Origin of the sequence: Fictibacillus sp. 26RED30 (assembly GCF_015903845.1) — a bacterium.
In the GTDB taxonomy this organism is placed as follows: domain Bacteria; phylum Bacillota; class Bacilli; order Bacillales; family Fictibacillaceae; genus Fictibacillus; species Fictibacillus phosphorivorans.
This window is the reverse complement of record NZ_JACZDV010000001.1, coordinates 1,196,472-1,214,202: the sequence shown is the minus strand read 5'-3', so window position 1 is coordinate 1,214,202 and position 17,731 is coordinate 1,196,472. Positions and strand designations below refer to the sequence as shown.

The window sequence follows — 17,731 nt, the reverse complement described above, 5'->3', positions numbered from 1 at the left end:
TTCATAAGCTTTGATCAAATTGGAAGTTTGATAATAATCGTAAGCCAGCCATCCATATACTCCGCTCGAATATGACCGTCATGAAGTTCTACAATCCTTTTTGAAATAGCAAGTCCAAGTCCCGTTCCTTCACGCTCGCTTCTGGCTTTGTCTCCTACTAGAAAACGTTCAAATAATTGATTAATATCTTGTACATCTGGTCTTTCTGTTTGATTGGACAGCCTAAATTCAGCATAATTGGATTGTATGTCAAAGGTAGCTTTGACAATAGAAGGTTTCGTGCTGTACTTTATGGCATTCATAAAAAGATTGTCAAAAACACGGACCATTTTTTCAATATCTATAGAAGTTAGAACTTCATCTTCTGGTATCTTCTTTACAACAGTTAGGTCTTCCTTTTCAAAGATCGGAACGTATTCCCCGATCAATTGTTCTAATAAACCTGTCATGTCTACATCTTTAATGTCTAATTTTACATCTGGACTTGTTAAACGAGTATATTCAAAAAGCTCATTAATAAGAGCTTCAAGCTGCTTTGATTTTGAGTAAGTCGTATCATGATAATCTTTTAGTTGATTTTCACCAGAATAATTCCCCTTTCGCAACAAGTCCAAATACCCTATGATGGATGTTAAAGGGGAACGCAAATCATGGGATATATTTGTAATCAATTCATTTTTCGCTATCTCAAGTTGTCTTTCATATTCAAACTTACTTGATAATTCCTTAGACATACTATTAACATCTTCGGCAAGCTTGCTTAATTCATCGTTTCCTTCCATTTCAATCGTCAATCCCAATTTTCCGTTGGCGATTTCATTAATACTTTCTGTAATACGCTTTATATAAAGTATTTTGTTCCGTATCAATGCTAAGAAGGTAACAATAAAAGAAAAAATAACAAAAGTAAAAATCAGAAAAACGATAACATTATAAGTAGTTGCACCAATATCTTCAATCGTAAGATATTGAAGATTAAAGAAATGCAAAATAATTTGAGAGATAATAATCATAACCACAGTCGATACAAAAAAGCTAACAGCAACTGCTGCAAGAAGTTTTACAAGTAATGATATTTTAATCCGCTTTATTCTCATATTTTATAGCCGACTCCCCAAACCGTTTTAATATAGATGGGTCTCTTCGGATCTTCTTCAAGTTTTTCTCTTATCTTTGTTATATGAACCATGACAGTACTGTCTGACTTATAGAATTCTTCTTGCCACACCGCTTCATATATCTTCTCGATGCTCATAACGATGCCTTTATTGAGGGCAAGCAGCTCTAAAATAGAGAACTCTTTCGGTGTGAGTCTGACATCTTTCCCTCTCACCCATACTTGACGGGTTTCTGTATTGATCTTCAGATCTCCAATCTCAATGAACTCCCTACTTGAATCAGTATCCTGGTTGTATTTTCGATATCTTCTGAGCTGGGATTTCACACGTGCCATTAACTCCAAAGGATTAAACGGTTTGGATAAGTAATCATCTGCACCTGCAGCAAGACCTTGAATCTTGTCCATATCTTCAGACTTAGCAGAGAGCATAATAATCGGCATATTTCTCTCCTGCCTTATTCTCATACACGCTTCGATCCCATCCATCTCAGGCATCATAATATCTAATATGATAAGATCAAAATCCTTCTTCTCCAATTGTTCTAACGCATCTATTGCATTTTCCGACTGAAGTGTATACATTCCTTCATTTTCTAAATAAACGGAAATCAAATTCCGAATATCATTATCATCATCAACGATTAAGACTCTAGATTGCATAAGTCCCCTCCATCATTTCTTCTTCTAATGAACAACATAATACCATAGCAGGTGGGACATTTCGTATCTCAATACTTACATCCACTTTTGAAAAGAACTGTTCAATATATGCTTTCATTACGTTTGAATATTGAAACGTAACAAACTTTCCATTCTTTCTTAACACTTTTGAAGTTTTAAACAGGATCTCATTTGAAACGGTCTTTGGTAAGCTCGCAAAGAGAAGTCCTGATATGACGTAATCTACAAATGGAATACCGCATTTTTCAAGGTACCAGTCAACCTTTTCAGCTGATCCATTGTATATGTAGAGATTATCCACCTCTTTGTATTTCTGTACAAGTATTTTGTAGAATTCCTCATTGCTTTCAAATAAGATGATAATCGTTTTAGGCTTACGATTTTGTAGCAGCTTTTCGGTAAAAACACCCGTACCCGGTCCGTATTCTAAAATGTATCTTGCCTGCTCAAAATTGATACGCTGCACCATCTTATCAGCTAGGTAACTTGAACTTGGAAGAATGGCTCCTACTGATCGGGGATTACTTATATACTGTGCTAAAAAGGACAAAAATTTCACAATTATTCACTCCGATTGTTTGAATGTATAGTCATTCTATAATTCAAACCTAAAGAATTAAGAGGAATAATCCTTAAGAATTCTTAAGTTTAAGGCATAAAAAAACTGCATCCCCATTATGGTTGAGATGCAGCCATATTTCTTTTATTATTTTGCTTCTACCGTGTCAACTTTCCAACTTTTCTGCAGCTTTCGAATCATGATAATCTGTCCGATGTGGTACGCATTGTGTGTTGCAGCATTCCCAATGAGTTCCCACCATTTTGCAGAGACGGGAAATCCATTTACTTCCCGCTCTACTTTCTCTTCTGACAAAAGACCTTGCCATCTCAAAAGAACATCCAGAAGTTCTTCTTTTAAATGTGAAAAACTTTGATTTTCTGGAATCACAAAACTTTTGTCATTATCCCCAATGGAAGGCACTGCTTGTACATGAGACTCATCGTAACGGGTTTGCCACGTCTTATTCCAATAAAGGAGATGCTGAACAATTTCAGCGATACTGTGACAGTCTTTGTTCGGTTTCCAAAAAGCTTCATCTTCCGAAAGATTTTCTACTGATTCATTAAATGGCAGATACCAACTAGCATCGTTGGCATTGGCTAACAGTTGATCTGCTAAAAGATGTTTTACATGAACCATACGTTTCACTCTCCTACCTATTTGACTAACTGTTTTCATTTAAATCTATACGATTTATTCTAGTTACTCCGTTTCTTTCCTTTATGGTTATTAATGATTATTATAGATTAGGAAACAAAACTAACAGAACGTTTGATGGAGTGTTGCATATGGAATGTTGTTGCGAAAATATGAAAATCTATGAACTAAAATTAGAAGCTGATGTTGATACTGATCCTGTTTTGTGTAATCGGTGCGGTTGTAATCTAGAACTTGATGAACTGCCTATTTCTTTAGAACTAAAAGAGAAGTTACGAGATTGGGCTATTCAATACGGAGAATGGATCGATTGGGATAACGATAAATTACGTGAAAATGGTCTAGACCTCGAAACAGAGCATAATCAAATGGGTCAATCTCTTTCATCAAAAATACAGAAAGAGCTCAAAGGCACCTACACCGTTCTTTTCTCTCCATCTCATTCTGCAATCCTTTATATGAATAAAGAATCTCAGTTATAAACACAAAGAAAACCCGAATTGTTGCTGGCGGTTCGGGTTTGTTTTTTTGATTGACTTATGCATTTACTTTATTTCGTATTTTGTCTATGAATTTAAGTGATTCATCAATAATAAGTTGTTGGTCGTTGTCGAGTGTAGCAACATGGTAGCTATTTTTTAAATGGATGACATGTTTATCTCGAGATGAAATGAAATCATAGATGATTTGAGAGTTATTAGGTGGAACAACATGATCTTCTGTCGAAACAAAAATTAAGGCGGGACATGTGACAGTATGAAGATTTTCTTTAACTTTTTTCATTAACAATACAATTTCTTTTAGTGATTGAACCGGAGTTTTGTCGTACGCAAGTTCTTTCACATCCGGATTCTTTAAGTCTGAACCGATGGCGTCTAGAAATCGCTGGTTGGAATGTTGCATGTTTTCCATGTCTTGGATGTCGATTGCTGCATTGATTGGAATAATCGCTTTAATATCAGGATATGTTTCTGCAACGTATAATGTAAGTGTTCCTCCCATAGAGAGACCCGTTACAAAAATGGTGTCACAACGTTCTTTTAACCATTGGTAACCTTCTTCAATAGAAGCAATCCAATCATGATATGTAGTCTTTTCCATATCCTCATAATGGGTACCATGCCCCTTCAGCCTTGGACCACATACGGTATATCCTGCCTTTGCGTATGCCTCTCCCAGAGGACGCATACTTTGCGTAGAACCAGTAAAACCATGAGAAATCAATATTCCCACCTTGTTGCCTTCAAAATAAAAAGGTTGAGCTTCAGCCATTACAGAATGCTTCTCTGTCATACGAATCCCTCCATTTCACTACAACTTACCCTATTCATTCAAGGAAGTAACACCATTACCTGCAAAAATCCCCCTAAGTTGTTTAGCTTTTGTTTTCATGATTCTTTGGTTTTGACCAATCTAAAATGAAGACAACGATTACATAAAGCAAGGGTATAATGAGATTCTCTAACAATTGCAGTTCTTTATATCTGTAAAAGTCAAAACTAATTAATGTTAAATAAATCGGTACAGAATAAAATAAATATTTTTGGACTCTCCCCATCTTCACACCTCTAATATATATTTATGCTTCATTTCGACTTACTTAAATGCCTATATATAACTATATATTTTTATTGTAATACGATTACTGGAAACTTACACTTAAAAGAAAAGGAGAATATTACACTATGACTTTATCACTTCCAAAAGCATTAGAACCTTATAGAAGCGACATCGAGAAAACGGTTGTTCCTTTTGTTTCAATACAAGCTACACGTCAGTCCACCTCATTAAAAGACAGCAAAATCGGAGGATCTCCTTACTTGCCTGAAGGAGTCTCTTATCCTTTAGATTCTTCCGGATTACCAATGGCTCTTTTCTGCCAACTTAATTTTGAGGAAATCCCTCACCTCGAACACTTCCCAACGACTGGGATTTTGCAATTCTATCTTTCTAAAAATGATGATGTGATGGGTATGGATTTTGATAACCCGACTAATCAAAGTAACTTCCGCGTCATCTATCATGAGAATTTTGAACAGCCTCAAGCATCAGGCTCTTTTACTACAGAAGATTTCAAAGAGGATCACCTTCCTTTTAAGGGGGAATACCATTTATCTTTTTCTATATCAAAGGAAGCATTAGGTGTAAGTGATTTTCAGTTTGAAGAAAGTTATGAATCTATTGATATGGATCAGGTAACAGGTGAAGAGAATATGTGGGGAGAAGAAACGCTATATGACCTTTTTTGTGAACTTGTTGAGAACATGGGCCACAAAATAGGGGGATACGCATACTTTACGCAAACAGACCCACGTGATTATGGAACCCAATTTGATGATTACCGAATTACTTTGCTTCAGATTGATACAGATGACGAAGGTGAGAATGACATCATGTGGGGAGATGCAGGTGTAGGCAACTTTTTTATTACGAAAGAAGATTTAAGAAATAAGGACTTTTCTCGCGTTCTATTCAACTGGGATTGTCATTAACAGAAAAAAGGGCAACTTGGTGGTTGCCCTTTTCTTTTAGAAGCTACTTCAGGACGATATTTCCCACATACTCTGAACTCCCATTTTTTGTACTGAAATCAACAACTAATACATAATGACCAGGATCATTCGTAAAGGAAAATGAATGATCGTTTGGAGTTAAGGACGTTAACTCTATTTTCTTATCACCTTGCCATAATGATACTTCGATCGTCTCATTCGTGTATTCTCCGCCATCTTCTTTGTTTTCTAGTAAGATTAATTCAGCTGATTGGTTAGGCGAAACCTTGATTTCTTTTTGTTCACTAGCTAGCGTTAAAGGGTTCTCTACTTTATTCTTAAACTCCTTGTCTTCTGTCTTCCAATTAACATTTGCTTTCTTTAAAGAATATACGTCTTCGTTAACACTAAGTCTTATCTCTGGTGGTCCGGCATCATAGTCTTCTCCAATACAAGCAGTTAATAAAACAATAAAAAAGATTCCTGCTATCACATTTAAGTATCGTCTCATAATACGCCTACTCCTTCTCCTAAACTGCCGTTTAGATTGATCGTTTAAAGAGTTGATTGAAAATTTGTCTAGCTATCACATAGCAAAAGGCACCAATTGGAACAACCAACAGATCAACCCATATTCCATTCTGATATTGTTCTGGGTTCTGAAAGTAAGCTAAAAACATGATCCCACCGATAAAAATTGAGGGAGTAAAAAAGAATACCCATGGATTCATTATGTACTTCATCTTCACTGAACTTAATTGTATGGCTTCATAAATTAGTTCAGCCATCCCAGCTATGAAGAAAATAATAAAGAACCCCTCTAAAACACTGGATAAAGGTGCTGTGTTATCGGCTCCTGGATTGTAATGCTCCATGATCATATAAGAAAGCACACAAAAAACGAGGGTAACGAATACGGTGTTCCAGAGAAAACGTGAAATCTTATAAAAGGGATATACTGCTATTTTCATTTCCCAATTCATTTTTTTCTCGTTTCCGAATGCCTTTATTGCAATCTGTAACGATTCTTGCTCAGAGTATCCCTTTATCATCAACTCATTCATGTGATCATTTAGGTGCTGTATCATCTCTTCTCGGATGTCCTCTTTCTCTTCTAACGGTAGACCTTCTACAATTACATCGATATATTGATCTAAATTTTTCATAACAAGCCCTCCAACGTTTTATCCATAAGCTCATTAATTTGTTTCCAATCTTTTCGCTTTTCCGTTAGAATTTTTCGTCCAGTTGATGTTAAAGAATAATATTTACGCCGATTACCATCAGGTCCGTGTTTCCAATAAGAAGTCACACACTCTTTTTTCTCTAACCTTTTTAAAGCAGGATAAAGGGTTCCCTCGTTCATGGAGAATTCTTCGTTACTTAATATTCGTAAATTCCTTGTCATTTCGTAGCCATAACTATCTCGATCAACTAATAGTGAAAGAAGCAATATTTCTATGCTCCCCTTCAATAGTTCTTTATCCATGTTCAACCTCCAATATTTTCTAATTATATTGTAATACGATGTACATCGTATTACAAGGGTGTAATAAAAAGAAACAGGGCATTGTTATTAGTGCCCCGTGTTTTGTTTATTTGTCCTTTAATTTGTTAAAATTCTTTACTCTCTCCACTATAGCGAATTTCATGAAATCCTATTTTCCTCGTTAACTTTGGCACATGTAAAATTAAGAACAACGATCGAGCAAAACTGAAGAGAATAAAAGCTAACCATAATCCATGATTATCTATACGTGCTGCTAAGAAAAGAGAAATTAAGAAAACGAGTAATGCTAGAATCATAGTATTACGTAATGAAGAGGCTTCTGTTGCTCCTACAAAAATTCCATGAAGTACGACTCCAAAGCTGGAGACGAGCGGAAAACATACGATCCAAGCTTCGTACGTACCTACTTCATGAAGTACTTCAGGTATCGAGGTGAACATTTGGTGTATCTGATCATTGAATAAGTAATATACACTTGAAATGATGAGTGATGAGATAACTGCCCATTGAAAAGTGAGTCTTATCGTTGTTTGATAAAGTGTCTTATCGTTAGAACCTATTGCTCTTCCTGTTAATATACTTGAAGCATTGGCAAATCCATCATACATATATGCCATGATGAAATGAATCTGTATCAATATTGCGTTTGCCGCAAGGATCTCTGTACCGAACGTGCCTCCCTTTGCCGTAAAAACATTAAACACAATTAATAAGCATAATGTTCGAATGAATAAATCCCTGTTCATCCTCATCATTTTTTTATAAGAAGATAGATCGATTGATTTTATTTGGAGAATCTTTTTACGTTGCTTTGCGGGAATCGCTTTCCAAACAATAACAAGACCGATTACGAAAGTAGAGACCTCCGAAATCAATGTAGCCGCTGCAACCCCTACAACACTCCATGAGAAGACTTTAACAAATAGAATATCAAGTACAATGTTCGTTACGTTCATGTACATTTGAAGGAACAAGGTCTTCTTAATCATAGCCAGTCCCATCATCCATCCTATGATTACATAATTGAGCAGTCCGAATGGTACACCCCATATACGAATCGCAAAATAATCTGTTGCTAAAGACTGAACGACTGGATCTTTTGTCAACAGCGGTAGAAACTGTTCTTTTATCGGATATTGGAGTGCTACTAAAATTGCGCTTATGCTCAGTGCCAAGAGCAAAGGTCTACTGAGTGATCGTAAAATTTCTTCCTCATTCTTTGTTCCATGCGCTTGTGCAGCAAATCCAGATGTACTCACTCTTAAGAATCCAAACAGCCAATACATCGTATTAAAGATAATCGTGCCGACTGCCACTCCAGCTATGTAAGAGGAATCATCCAGCTGTCCAACAACAGCCGTATCAACTGCACCAAGGAGAGGAGTCGTGATGGTTGTAAGAATCAGCGGTAGTGCCAATCCTAAGTATTTCGAATGATTCAATAAAGTTCATCCTCCTAAAATAAATAAAACCAGCACTTTGTTTAAACAAGTGTTGGTTCTCTTACATTACTGGTCTTGTTCCATACTCATCTCTACTAGCATTTTTGTATAAGGATGACGAGCTGTGGAAAAAAGTTCTCTAGTTAAAAATGCATCAACTAAGATACCATCCTTTAATACCACGATTCGTTCGCACATGAATTGGACAGCAGCGATATCATGCGAGATGAATAGAAAAGAGAGGTTCAAGTCTCGCTGTAACTTCTTTAACAGGTTGAGGACTTGTGCTTGTACAGAAACATCCAGACTTGAAGTAGGTTCATCGCAAACCAGCAGATCTGGTTCTAAGCTAATTCCCCTCGCTACGGCTATTCTTTGTTTTTGACCACCACTTAGTTGGTGTGGATACCTCTCCAGAAGTTCAGGTGACAGGCCGACTTTTTGAAACAAGACTTCGGCTATCTTCTTACGATCATGTCTTACTTCTTTTAAAAATGAAGGGATAACGTCTGGAAAATTTTCTAACGGTTCAACCACAGACTTCCACACTGGAAGCTTAGGATTTAATGACCCTACAGGATCTTGAAACACGATTTGAAGGTGACGCCTGAGTTTTTTCAAAGCTTGTCCGTTTAACGTGTGAAGGTTACTCCCTCTAAAATAGACATCTCCTTGATCAGGTTTCTTTAGCCCTAAAATGATCTTACCAAGAGTACTCTTACCACTGCCACTCTCTCCAATGATCCCTATGCTATCACCAGCATTAACGTAGAGTGAAATATCACGTAAAGCTGGTTTTGAGTGATACGTCTTCGAGATTGAATTAACGTGTAACATATCGTTCTTCCCTTTCTGCATTCACCAGATGACAGGCAGCCGAATGGTCTGTTCCTAAGCTACTCATTGGCACTATATTGCTGCAGGATTCCATAACACTCGGACATCTTTTCGAAAAAGGACAGCCCTCTTCAGCTATTAATCCAGGTTCACCAAGCATAGCCGTCAATTCATGTTGAATATGCTTATTCAATCTGAGCCTCGACTGAAGTAATAGATTCGTATAAGGATGAATAGGATTTGCCACTATAGCACTCGTTTTTCCTATTTCTACAATTTGTCCACCGTACATAACGCCAACTGTTTGCGTCCGGTTAATAATATGTTTCAAATCGTGTGAGATTAGGAGAATTGAGCAATTCAACTCTTCTTTAAGTTCAGACAGGAGATCTAGAATTCTTTCTCCGGTTAACACATCTAGAGCAGTTGTTGGTTCATCTGCAATGATCAGTTTCGGCTGAAACATTATGGCTGATGCGATAGAAGCTCTCTGCAATTGTCCGCCACTAAGTTCATCAGGAAAACTGTTAAATACACGTTCTGCAGGTAAGTGGACTTTGTTCAGCCAATGAATAGCCACTTTCTTTGCTTCTTTTCTACTCATGTCTGTGTGACACCTTATAATCTCAATAAATTGCTTTCCAACTTTTATGAATGGAGTGAAAAAGCTTTGATAGTTTTGTGAGAGGTAAGCAATATCACGACCGCGAATATTTCTTAGCTCTTTTTCACTTAACGACGTGATCTCTGATTGACCATATATAACAGATCCGCTTGTAACTTCCAGAGACTTAGAAAGCATTCCCAAAATCACGGTTGCCGTCAAACTTTTTCCACTTCCGCTTTCTCCGACTAAGCCAAATATTTCACCTTGAGGAATAGAAAAATTTAGATTGCGGATTAACTTTTCCCTGCTGTTGCGCACAGTCACTGAAAGATTCTCCACAACGAGCAGATTATTCTCATTTGAAGTTGTCGGTTTGTTCTCAAACATTGCAACCCTCCTCTCTATCGACTTTTAACATCCCATTTGTCTCGCAATCCTTCACCCATCAAGTTAAATGCTAATACTACAAAAAAGATGGCTAAACCTGGGTAGATCATTAATTCTGGCGCACTCTGAAAATAAGGTCTTCCATCATTTAACATTGCTCCCCATTCTGGAGCTGGTGGCTGCGCACCTAATCCAAGGTAAGATAAGGAAGAGATTGTAAGGATCACTTTTCCGATATCAAGGGTAGCAAGGACAAGTACAGGAGAAACAATTTGCGGAAACATATGTCTTCTGATAATCTTCCAGCTAGAACTTCCCCCAACTTTTGCAGCTAGAACATAATCTTTGTTTCGTTCAGTGATTACGATACTTCTTACGACCCTTGTATAAGCAATCCACTTAACAAAAACAATCGAAATCATAAGATTCGTCAAACTTGGTCCTAAGAATCCAGCGATCGCTATCGCTAAAATAAATTCTGGAAGAGCAAGTATACCATCCGCTAAACGCATAAACACTGTATCCAATCGACCACCGATATAACCGATTAAGAGACCGATTGGAATTCCGATTAGTGCAACAGTCACTACAACAAGAGCCGTTATACCAAGTGTTGACTGGGCACCGACTATGAGTCTTGAAAATATACATCTTCCCAAATGGTCAGTTCCAAAAGGGTAAACGCTACTCGGCGGAGCAAGTCGTTCAGACATATTCGCTGTGAAGGGATCATTTGGAACGATAAACGGTCCAATTAATGTGATCAAAATGATGATCATAAAAAATATGATCCCACACTGAATCAGTAAGTTTTGATTTTTAAAGAAAAATGGGATTTGATTTATTCTAGGCATCTGAATATTCATCTTCATAATGCCTCCTCTTTTCGTTTCATTCTTGGATCGATCACATAATAAGATAAATCAACTAAGAGATTTGTTAGTACAACAAATACTCCAGTTAATAAAACATATCCTTGGATAACCGGATAGTCTCGGTTAAATATAGCGTCAACGGCAAGACTTCCTAATCCTGGCCAAGAAAATAAAATTTCAACTACTACTGCTCCACCTAAGAAACTACCTAAACTTAAGCCGAAAATGGTCAGAACAGGGAGAACAGCAGCTCTAAACGCATGCAACCATAGAATCCTCCACTCTTTGACACCTCTTGCTCTTGCTGCGTAAATATAGTCCTCAGACAAACTTTGCAAAAGGCCTGCTCGAAGCAGCCTTGCGTAAACTACTGCAAATGTAAATCCTAATGTAAAGGCAGGTAAGATGATTTGAGAATAGGACCCTATTCCTGACGAAGGTAGAACACCTAATTTAAACGCAAAGAGATAGATTAAAATGAGCCCGAGCCAAAAATTAGGTATCGATGCTCCGATTAATGCTAAAATCCGACTTAATTGGTCAGGCCATTTGTTAACATATTTTGCAGACCATACGCCAAGAGGAACGGTAATGCAAAGCATGATAGTCATTGCAAAAAATGTAAGTTCCGCAGTAATGGGTATGCGCGTTAACAGTTCTTCAATAACTGGTTTCCCAGACATGTATGATTTTCCTAGATCAAGCTGCATGAGGTTGAACATCCATTTGCCATATTGTACATACAGAGGCTGATCAAAGCCAAGCTTATTTCTAAGCTCAGCTTGATCTTCTTCTGTTACTACCATCTCATCGGCATTTAGAATGGTAAGAACCGGATCACCTGGTGCCAACTTCATTAATGTGAACGTAAATAGGGATAGAATGAATAAAACAACAACCAGCTGAGTAACCCTATTCTTTATAATCGTAATCACATTATTTCACATCCATATTGTGTGTTAGAATATAATACTCCTCTGCTGTAGGCTCCCAGTTCACAATGCGTTTGTTCATTCCAATAATGATATTTGGATAAACGGCATAGCTATGGGCAACTTCTTTGTTGATTACCTTAGACGCATCTTGTGTCAGCTTTGTACGCTCATCTAGATCTGTCGTTCTATTTAACTTTTCAATTAGAGTGTTAAGTTCAGGAATGTTGATCTTCCCAACATTTAACGCTCCTGTTTCTGTGAAAGCAGTGTTAAAGAAGTAGCTTCCGTCTCCTCTTGGAGAGGTATTGTTACTATAAATCGCTAGATCCCAATCCTTGTTCTCAACTAGATGCGTATCTGCATTTTCAACTGTTTTTATATCGATTTTGATTCCTGCTTTACTTGCGTCAGATTGAAGTAGCTGCGCGATTAGAGGCAGTTCTGGACGAGCTTTATACGTAACTAGTTCAAGAGTTAGCGGTTTACCGTCTTTCTCCATTAAACCTTCTGCATTCTCTTTGTAGCCCGCTTGAGTTAAAAGGCTTTTAGCTTTTTCCACGTTCAATTCTGAAACTTCTTCATCTAGCCCAAACGGCAATGTACTGTTAAATGGACCGTTAGCTTCAAGACCGTGTCCTACCATGATGTCATTTACAACACTCTTGCGATCGATCAAGAGGTCTAGAGCTTGTCTAACCTTTAAATCTTTAACATTTTTACTTTGACTGTTATATAGAACAAAATGCGCTCGTAGTCCAGGAATGGATTCAACTCTCAATTTATTATCCTTTTCTATCGTATCTAGACTTTCGGCAGGGAGATTGTACACAACATCAGCTTCTTTTGACTGTAGGGCAAGTGCTCTTACGTTAGCGTCTTCATTAAACTTTATTTTGGCTGAGTCCAGTTTCGGTTCTCCAGCCCAATAGTCTTTGTTTTTTTCAACTTCAACAAATTGATTGGATTTAAATTCTTTTACTTTAAATGGACCTGTACCGATTGGGTTATTTCTAAACGCTTCTTCTCCATCCTTCTTGGCTGCTTCCATGTTTACAATTGATGTATAAGGATTTACAAGTTCGGATGGAAGTGCAGGATAGGGCTCTGTCGTATGGATCGTAAGTGCTTGTCCATCTGCTTCCATAGATTTAATCTTGAGAGAATCACCTAACGATTCGTTCGCTTCAATACTTCTTTCTAATGATTGTTTGACAGATTCAGCATCAAGTTTTTTACCATCTTGAAATTTTACATCATCTCGAATTTCAAATACCCACTTCTCGTTATCTGTTGTTTCCCATCTTTCAGCTAGCCAGCCTTCAATATTCGATTTATCATCCAGTTTTAATAACGTTTCAGTAAGTCCAGCACGAATAGGAATAAAGCCAGTATGCGGATCTAAGTTAGCTGCTTTAAAACTGAAAATCATATTAACGTTCTTTTCTTTTTCTTCTTGTTTTTCTGAGCTATTTTGTGTGGTTGAACAACCAGCCATGAATACAAGAACCAAACATAACATTCCTACTAAAATATTCTTATAATTTCTCATTCATTTACCTTCCTTGCCTGTTAGATTATAATCGTAATCATTACGGTTTAAATATAAAAAAAAATAATGGTTAAAATTTATTGAAAGATGCAATACCTATGTATTAAGTAAACTGGAATACTAAAAAAACGAAGTAATCATAAAATCTACTACACCCTTATACGAGGTGTTCTTTATGCTCGCCCTTCTGTTCCTTGTTAATTGCTACCCCCTCACTCCCACTTAATCGTCATCATTACGATTTACATATCGAATTCTATCATTTATTAAATTTGTCGTCAATCTCTGAACGAATAAAACTATAAAAAACCCATCAGTGATGGGTTTAAGAGATTTGTATGAGCATATAGAGTGGATATGACGATTTAAGATCCAGATGACTTACTTCCCGAACCAAAGCCTGAACCTGATTGAGAACCGGTTGATGAAGGAGATGTTGTCACGTTCGTACTCGGCTTTGTTGCTGGTTTAACGGTTGAAGGAGCAGTTGTAGCTGGTTTCGTAAAGGTAACTTTTCCTGCAGGTTTCACTTTGGATGTATTCGCTAACAAGAATATCCACCATGGAAAAGAGCTTTCATTAGCATAATAGTTGGATTCCAGAGTAGATTCTCCGTTTTCATAGACATCATCTAAGAAAATGATAAGCTCATCCTCTTGATATTCCAGTCCGTTTTCTTCTATATAATTCTCCATTGCTTCTAAGTCCATATCTGGATATTGAGATTGCAAATGATCTAGTTCAATCTCCTCTTCAACAGCATCATCATAGGTTGGCTCTTCCGAATAAGAGGTTGAGTAAGTTTCATCTTCAGTGTAAGTTGATTCATCTTGAACCGCTATATCTTCTCTAGAACTGCAGGCACTTAATGCAACAGCTGCAGACAATATGCCTCCAATAAGCTTTTTTGTCTTTGTCATTGTGGTTATCCCCTTTTTCGTATGGTCCTCAATGAGATAATGAGGAGTGTACCCCTATTTGAAGTAAAAGCGCACGATTTGAATTCCTTCATTTATAACCTTAGCTCGCCAATTTTAGACAACTTCTCTTTATACCATATAATTATGTTTTTTCTCTTCAACACTTCGTCAATTATCCAAAAGAATAAAGAACAAAGTATAGATTGCGTGAAGAATATATTCCATACTATATTTTCCAAATCATATCCGTGTTCTCCTATTTGAATGAATATTAAGAATATCAACCCAAAAAGAATGTGAAAAATACCTGATAATAAAAGTTTAAAAGTTGGATGAACCCATCTAATCATGTAATCAGACAATATGGAAGAAAATGAACCATATAAGATAACTATTGGTATTATATAAAACGCTATAAATACACTAAAATCCACACCTATAATCGCAAAATTCAATAAGGTTATAAAGAAACTAGTTGTCAGAGCAGCTATTCCTTTTCTTATAAGAATTATTTTTCCTCCATTCGTCTAAATCGATTAGTCTAGGTAGCTTTTTTATAATCTTGGATCGATTGAATCTGCTTCTAATGCAATAGTAGCAAGAACACACTCATGAATTCTTTCAATGGAATCCTCTTTTACAAATCTATTTATTCCTTCCATTCCAAGTGCAAATTCCATTAAAGCAAATTTTTGTTTCTTAGTTACGTTACGCTGTTTAAGACGTTTAAGATTTTCGGGAAGCAAGTAGTCCATGCCATAAATGATATGAAGATATTTTCGCCCACGGACCTTAATAGCAGGCTGAAGAATTGAGCCCTTAACATTCTTAGTAATAAAAAATTCAGGTTTAACCACAAATCCTTCATGGCCTTCTTCAGTCATCTCTTCCCACCAACGAATGGCATCCTTTTGGGAAGCTTCATCACTTACGATTTTATATTCTGTTTCGATAAACAAATCAGATATTGTACTAAGTTCCTTGTTCATTTCCATATGCCATGAATGTGGCATGTTAAAGAATGTCTTATGACTGTGAGCTAATACATGAAAAGGTGCAATCTGTATGCCATCAAGTCCATTTGTATTCCAACAATACTTTTGAAATACTTCTCTAAAAGTTAGAGCGTTACTCAATCTCTTATCGGTTTCCAAAATCCAAGATTCTACATCTCTTCCTTGTTCTAAAGCAGAACCTAAGCTTTCTTTTAGCTTACTACGGTCCATAATAGCTGCGTCTGCTACATGTGCGTATTGAGAACTTATGAGTTCATTAGCTTTTAAATTCCAAGGAAGAATCTCTGCATCCAAAAGTACAAAGTCTGTATCATACTTTTCAAAATATCCACTTTCTATCAAGCCTTTGTTTAACCTTTTTAAGATTTCTGCTTGTGTTTCCTTAGAAAAGAAAGGCCTTCCGTTTCGGGTATAGATCGTCCCTAAAGTCTGTCTTTCTACATACTTTTCTGCTGCCTCGTTATCCTTAAAGAGCAATAAAATTCCTCTGCTACCCATGTGCTTTTTTTGTACTACCATCGTTTCTATTCCGTTCGTACGATAATAGTCAAACGCTTCTGCTGGATGCTCCAAATAATCTTCTAGTTTCGAAGGTTCTGGTGTCGGACTCATGGTCGGTGGAATATAAATTAATTCCTCAATTGGTACAGTAAAGTGAGATACTGAATCAATCGCCGACTTGACTACTCCATCCTTTACTTTAATTTGACCAAAATGCTCTGTTAATACGGAATAACCTTTAATAAATCTTGCTATGTTTGGAGGATTTAATCGCATAGATTTCCATGCGGAAAGCGGATTATCAACCATATCAGAATAATCTTGTTTGGCTTTACTCGATACAAATCGTTTTTCTGGATACCTGAAAGCAGTCAGTGAGCCACCAAATACTACTCCTTGATCAATATTAATCGTATTATTAATCACTAAAGGCTGCACTTTAGGATCATGTCCCCAAATTATTAATTCTTTACTTTGATGTCCAGTAAACCAATCTTTACGAACAGGTTTTAAGTTGTCATCTGAATGAGCCGTATCTCCATAACGACAGAAATCTGAAACGGTAAATGATTGCTTTCCGATGTATTCATCTTTTATTCCTGCATGAGCAGCAACTGCAACTCTTATGCCATTCTTTTTGAACACATAATGAGAAGGGGCGCTTAATAAGAATTCTTTAAGTTCTGTTTTTAGTATGTTCGCCTTTTCGATTCCATGTGTACTCGCATATTGATCAAATTCTTCTGCAACTTTTTCATCGCCATGAGATAATGTTACGCTTCTGCCACCTAGCCATCTTGCAATCTTCCAACCGTGGTTGCTGTCTATCATATATGCTACGCCAGCATCTACATGTTTTTTGAAGAAAATCATACTCTCAATTGATTTAGGTCCCCTGCTCATCACATCACCGACAGACACGAACTTTCTTCCTTCAGGATGGATGAATAAATCGTCACCGTTCGGCTCATAACCTAAAGAATTTAATAATTCGAGCAGTTCATCATAACAAGCATGAACATCACCAATAAAATCAATTCCTCTATCAATATCGACTTCTATAGGATTTGTGTATCTAGTAAGCAATAACTCTTTAATTTCATTATGTTTAACGAAGTACTCATGGTGAAAACCTTCTTTTTTTATAAATCTCTTATTCTTAGAAAAAACTTGGACTTGTTGCTTAATCCTTTTCTTCCCTCTAGGATTATCCCTGCGTTCATCTCTTAACATTAATTCATCTATAGGAGTATCCAATACAATCGCTACTGAAGGAACATGATTTTTTTTGGCCAACTCAATATATTTCAACCGATCATCAGAGTAGAGGTGAGTCGCATCAATTATCGTTAGCTTGTTTAGAGATGCTCTTGCTTCGATAATAGAGTCCATAGATTGAAAAGCTTTTTGTGAGAGAGTCTGATATGTATTCATTAATACATCTGCTTCATCTTTTGGACGATTTCCCCATTCTATAAAGTCAGTATCTCCTATGAGTAAACGAAATTGGTCTGAACTTACAACTTCTGACGCTTTAATCAAGCCTTGCTCGATCCAATTATTCATAAGTGTTGTTTTACCACTGTTTGAAGGTCCAATTAGTAAAACGATTCCGGCACAAGGTAACTGTATCTTCATAC

At 36.8% G+C, this 17,731-nt stretch carries 18 protein-coding genes; 2 read left to right on the top strand and 16 right to left on the bottom strand.

What is annotated here, in order from left to right; genetic code table 11:
* Positions 1 to 14 precede the first annotated feature (14 nt).
* The 4 genes from IHV11_RS06185 to IHV11_RS06170 all read right to left on the bottom strand — a co-directional run bounded on the left by IHV11_RS06185 (position 15) and on the right by IHV11_RS06170 (position 3,002).
* On the bottom strand, positions 15 to 1,097 hold the full coding sequence (locus IHV11_RS06185; RefSeq protein ID WP_197194005.1) for a sensor histidine kinase: 1,083 nt from the start codon (positions 1,095 to 1,097) through the stop codon (positions 15 to 17).
* Positions 1,094 to 1,780 carry a response regulator transcription factor gene (locus tag IHV11_RS06180; protein ID WP_197194004.1) on the bottom strand — a complete coding sequence of 229 codons (687 nt, stop codon included), beginning with the start codon at positions 1,778 to 1,780 and terminating at the stop codon, positions 1,094 to 1,096. The genes IHV11_RS06185 and IHV11_RS06180 overlap by 4 nt, the downstream gene beginning before the upstream one ends.
* On the bottom strand, positions 1,770 to 2,360 hold the full coding sequence (locus tag IHV11_RS06175) for a class I SAM-dependent methyltransferase (RefSeq protein ID WP_197194003.1): 591 nt from the start codon (positions 2,358 to 2,360) through the stop codon (positions 1,770 to 1,772). Before IHV11_RS06175 ends, IHV11_RS06180 begins: the two co-directional genes overlap by 11 nt.
* A gap of 147 nt (positions 2,361 to 2,507) precedes the next feature.
* A complete protein-coding gene (locus IHV11_RS06170) occupies positions 2,508 to 3,002 on the bottom strand; it encodes a DinB family protein (RefSeq protein WP_197194002.1) in 495 nt (164 codons plus the stop codon).
* Positions 3,003 to 3,151: 149 nt separating this feature from the next.
* On the opposite strand from IHV11_RS06170, the gene IHV11_RS06165 reads away from it, so the two are divergent.
* Positions 3,152 to 3,502, top strand: a complete 351-nt coding sequence (locus IHV11_RS06165; RefSeq protein ID WP_197194001.1) for a hypothetical protein — start codon at positions 3,152 to 3,154, stop codon at positions 3,500 to 3,502.
* A 55-nt stretch (positions 3,503 to 3,557) separates the two neighbouring features.
* On the opposite strand, the gene IHV11_RS06160 is transcribed toward IHV11_RS06165, so the two are convergent.
* Entirely contained in the window at positions 3,558 to 4,313 is a 756-nt protein-coding gene (locus tag IHV11_RS06160; protein WP_197194000.1) for an alpha/beta hydrolase, read from the bottom strand.
* A gap of 392 nt (positions 4,314 to 4,705) precedes the next feature.
* On the opposite strand from IHV11_RS06160, the gene IHV11_RS06155 reads away from it, so the two are divergent.
* Positions 4,706 to 5,512, top strand: a complete 807-nt coding sequence (locus IHV11_RS06155; protein WP_197193999.1) for a YwqG family protein — start codon at positions 4,706 to 4,708, stop codon at positions 5,510 to 5,512.
* A 43-nt stretch (positions 5,513 to 5,555) separates the two neighbouring features.
* Here IHV11_RS06155 and IHV11_RS06150 read toward each other — a convergent pair whose 3' ends face one another.
* From IHV11_RS06150 to IHV11_RS06100, 11 genes are all read right to left on the bottom strand, one after another.
* Positions 5,556 to 6,023, bottom strand: coding sequence for a hypothetical protein (locus tag IHV11_RS06150; RefSeq protein WP_197193998.1), 468 nt, complete (start codon positions 6,021 to 6,023; stop codon positions 5,556 to 5,558).
* A 31-nt stretch (positions 6,024 to 6,054) separates the two neighbouring features.
* Positions 6,055 to 6,678 carry a permease prefix domain 1-containing protein gene (locus IHV11_RS06145; RefSeq protein ID WP_197193997.1) on the bottom strand — a complete coding sequence of 208 codons (624 nt, stop codon included), beginning with the start codon at positions 6,676 to 6,678 and terminating at the stop codon, positions 6,055 to 6,057.
* A complete protein-coding gene (locus IHV11_RS06140) occupies positions 6,675 to 7,001 on the bottom strand; it encodes a PadR family transcriptional regulator (protein WP_197191580.1) in 327 nt (108 codons plus the stop codon). Before IHV11_RS06140 ends, IHV11_RS06145 begins: the two co-directional genes overlap by 4 nt.
* 125 nt (positions 7,002 to 7,126) lie before the next feature.
* Positions 7,127 to 8,464: an MATE family efflux transporter gene (locus tag IHV11_RS06135; RefSeq protein ID WP_197193996.1), complete on the bottom strand. Its 1,338-nt coding sequence runs from the start codon at positions 8,462 to 8,464 to the stop codon at positions 7,127 to 7,129.
* A gap of 66 nt (positions 8,465 to 8,530) precedes the next feature.
* Complete coding sequence (locus IHV11_RS06130; protein WP_197193995.1) at positions 8,531 to 9,301, bottom strand: ABC transporter ATP-binding protein; 771 nt, start codon at positions 9,299 to 9,301, stop codon at positions 8,531 to 8,533.
* Entirely contained in the window at positions 9,288 to 10,295 is a 1,008-nt protein-coding gene (locus IHV11_RS06125) for an ABC transporter ATP-binding protein (protein ID WP_197193994.1), read from the bottom strand. Before IHV11_RS06125 ends, IHV11_RS06130 begins: the two co-directional genes overlap by 14 nt.
* Before the next feature lie 14 nt (positions 10,296 to 10,309).
* Positions 10,310 to 11,167 (bottom strand): nickel transporter permease, encoded by an 858-nt coding sequence (gene nikC, locus IHV11_RS06120; protein WP_197193993.1) that lies wholly within the window; start codon positions 11,165 to 11,167, stop codon positions 10,310 to 10,312.
* Positions 11,164 to 12,102 carry a nickel ABC transporter permease gene (nikB, locus tag IHV11_RS06115; RefSeq protein WP_370568664.1) on the bottom strand — a complete coding sequence of 313 codons (939 nt, stop codon included), beginning with the start codon at positions 12,100 to 12,102 and terminating at the stop codon, positions 11,164 to 11,166. The genes nikC and nikB overlap by 4 nt, the downstream gene beginning before the upstream one ends.
* A gap of 4 nt (positions 12,103 to 12,106) precedes the next feature.
* Positions 12,107 to 13,654, bottom strand: a complete 1,548-nt coding sequence (gene nikA / locus IHV11_RS06110; RefSeq protein WP_197193992.1) for a nickel ABC transporter substrate-binding protein — start codon at positions 13,652 to 13,654, stop codon at positions 12,107 to 12,109.
* Between the two features lie 365 nt (positions 13,655 to 14,019).
* Complete coding sequence (locus IHV11_RS06105) at positions 14,020 to 14,574, bottom strand: hypothetical protein (RefSeq protein ID WP_197193991.1); 555 nt, start codon at positions 14,572 to 14,574, stop codon at positions 14,020 to 14,022.
* A gap of 554 nt (positions 14,575 to 15,128) precedes the next feature.
* Positions 15,129 to 17,729 (bottom strand): polynucleotide kinase-phosphatase, encoded by a 2,601-nt coding sequence (locus tag IHV11_RS06100; RefSeq protein ID WP_197194928.1) that lies wholly within the window; start codon positions 17,727 to 17,729, stop codon positions 15,129 to 15,131.
* Between the last annotated feature and the right edge of the window lie 2 nt (positions 17,730 to 17,731).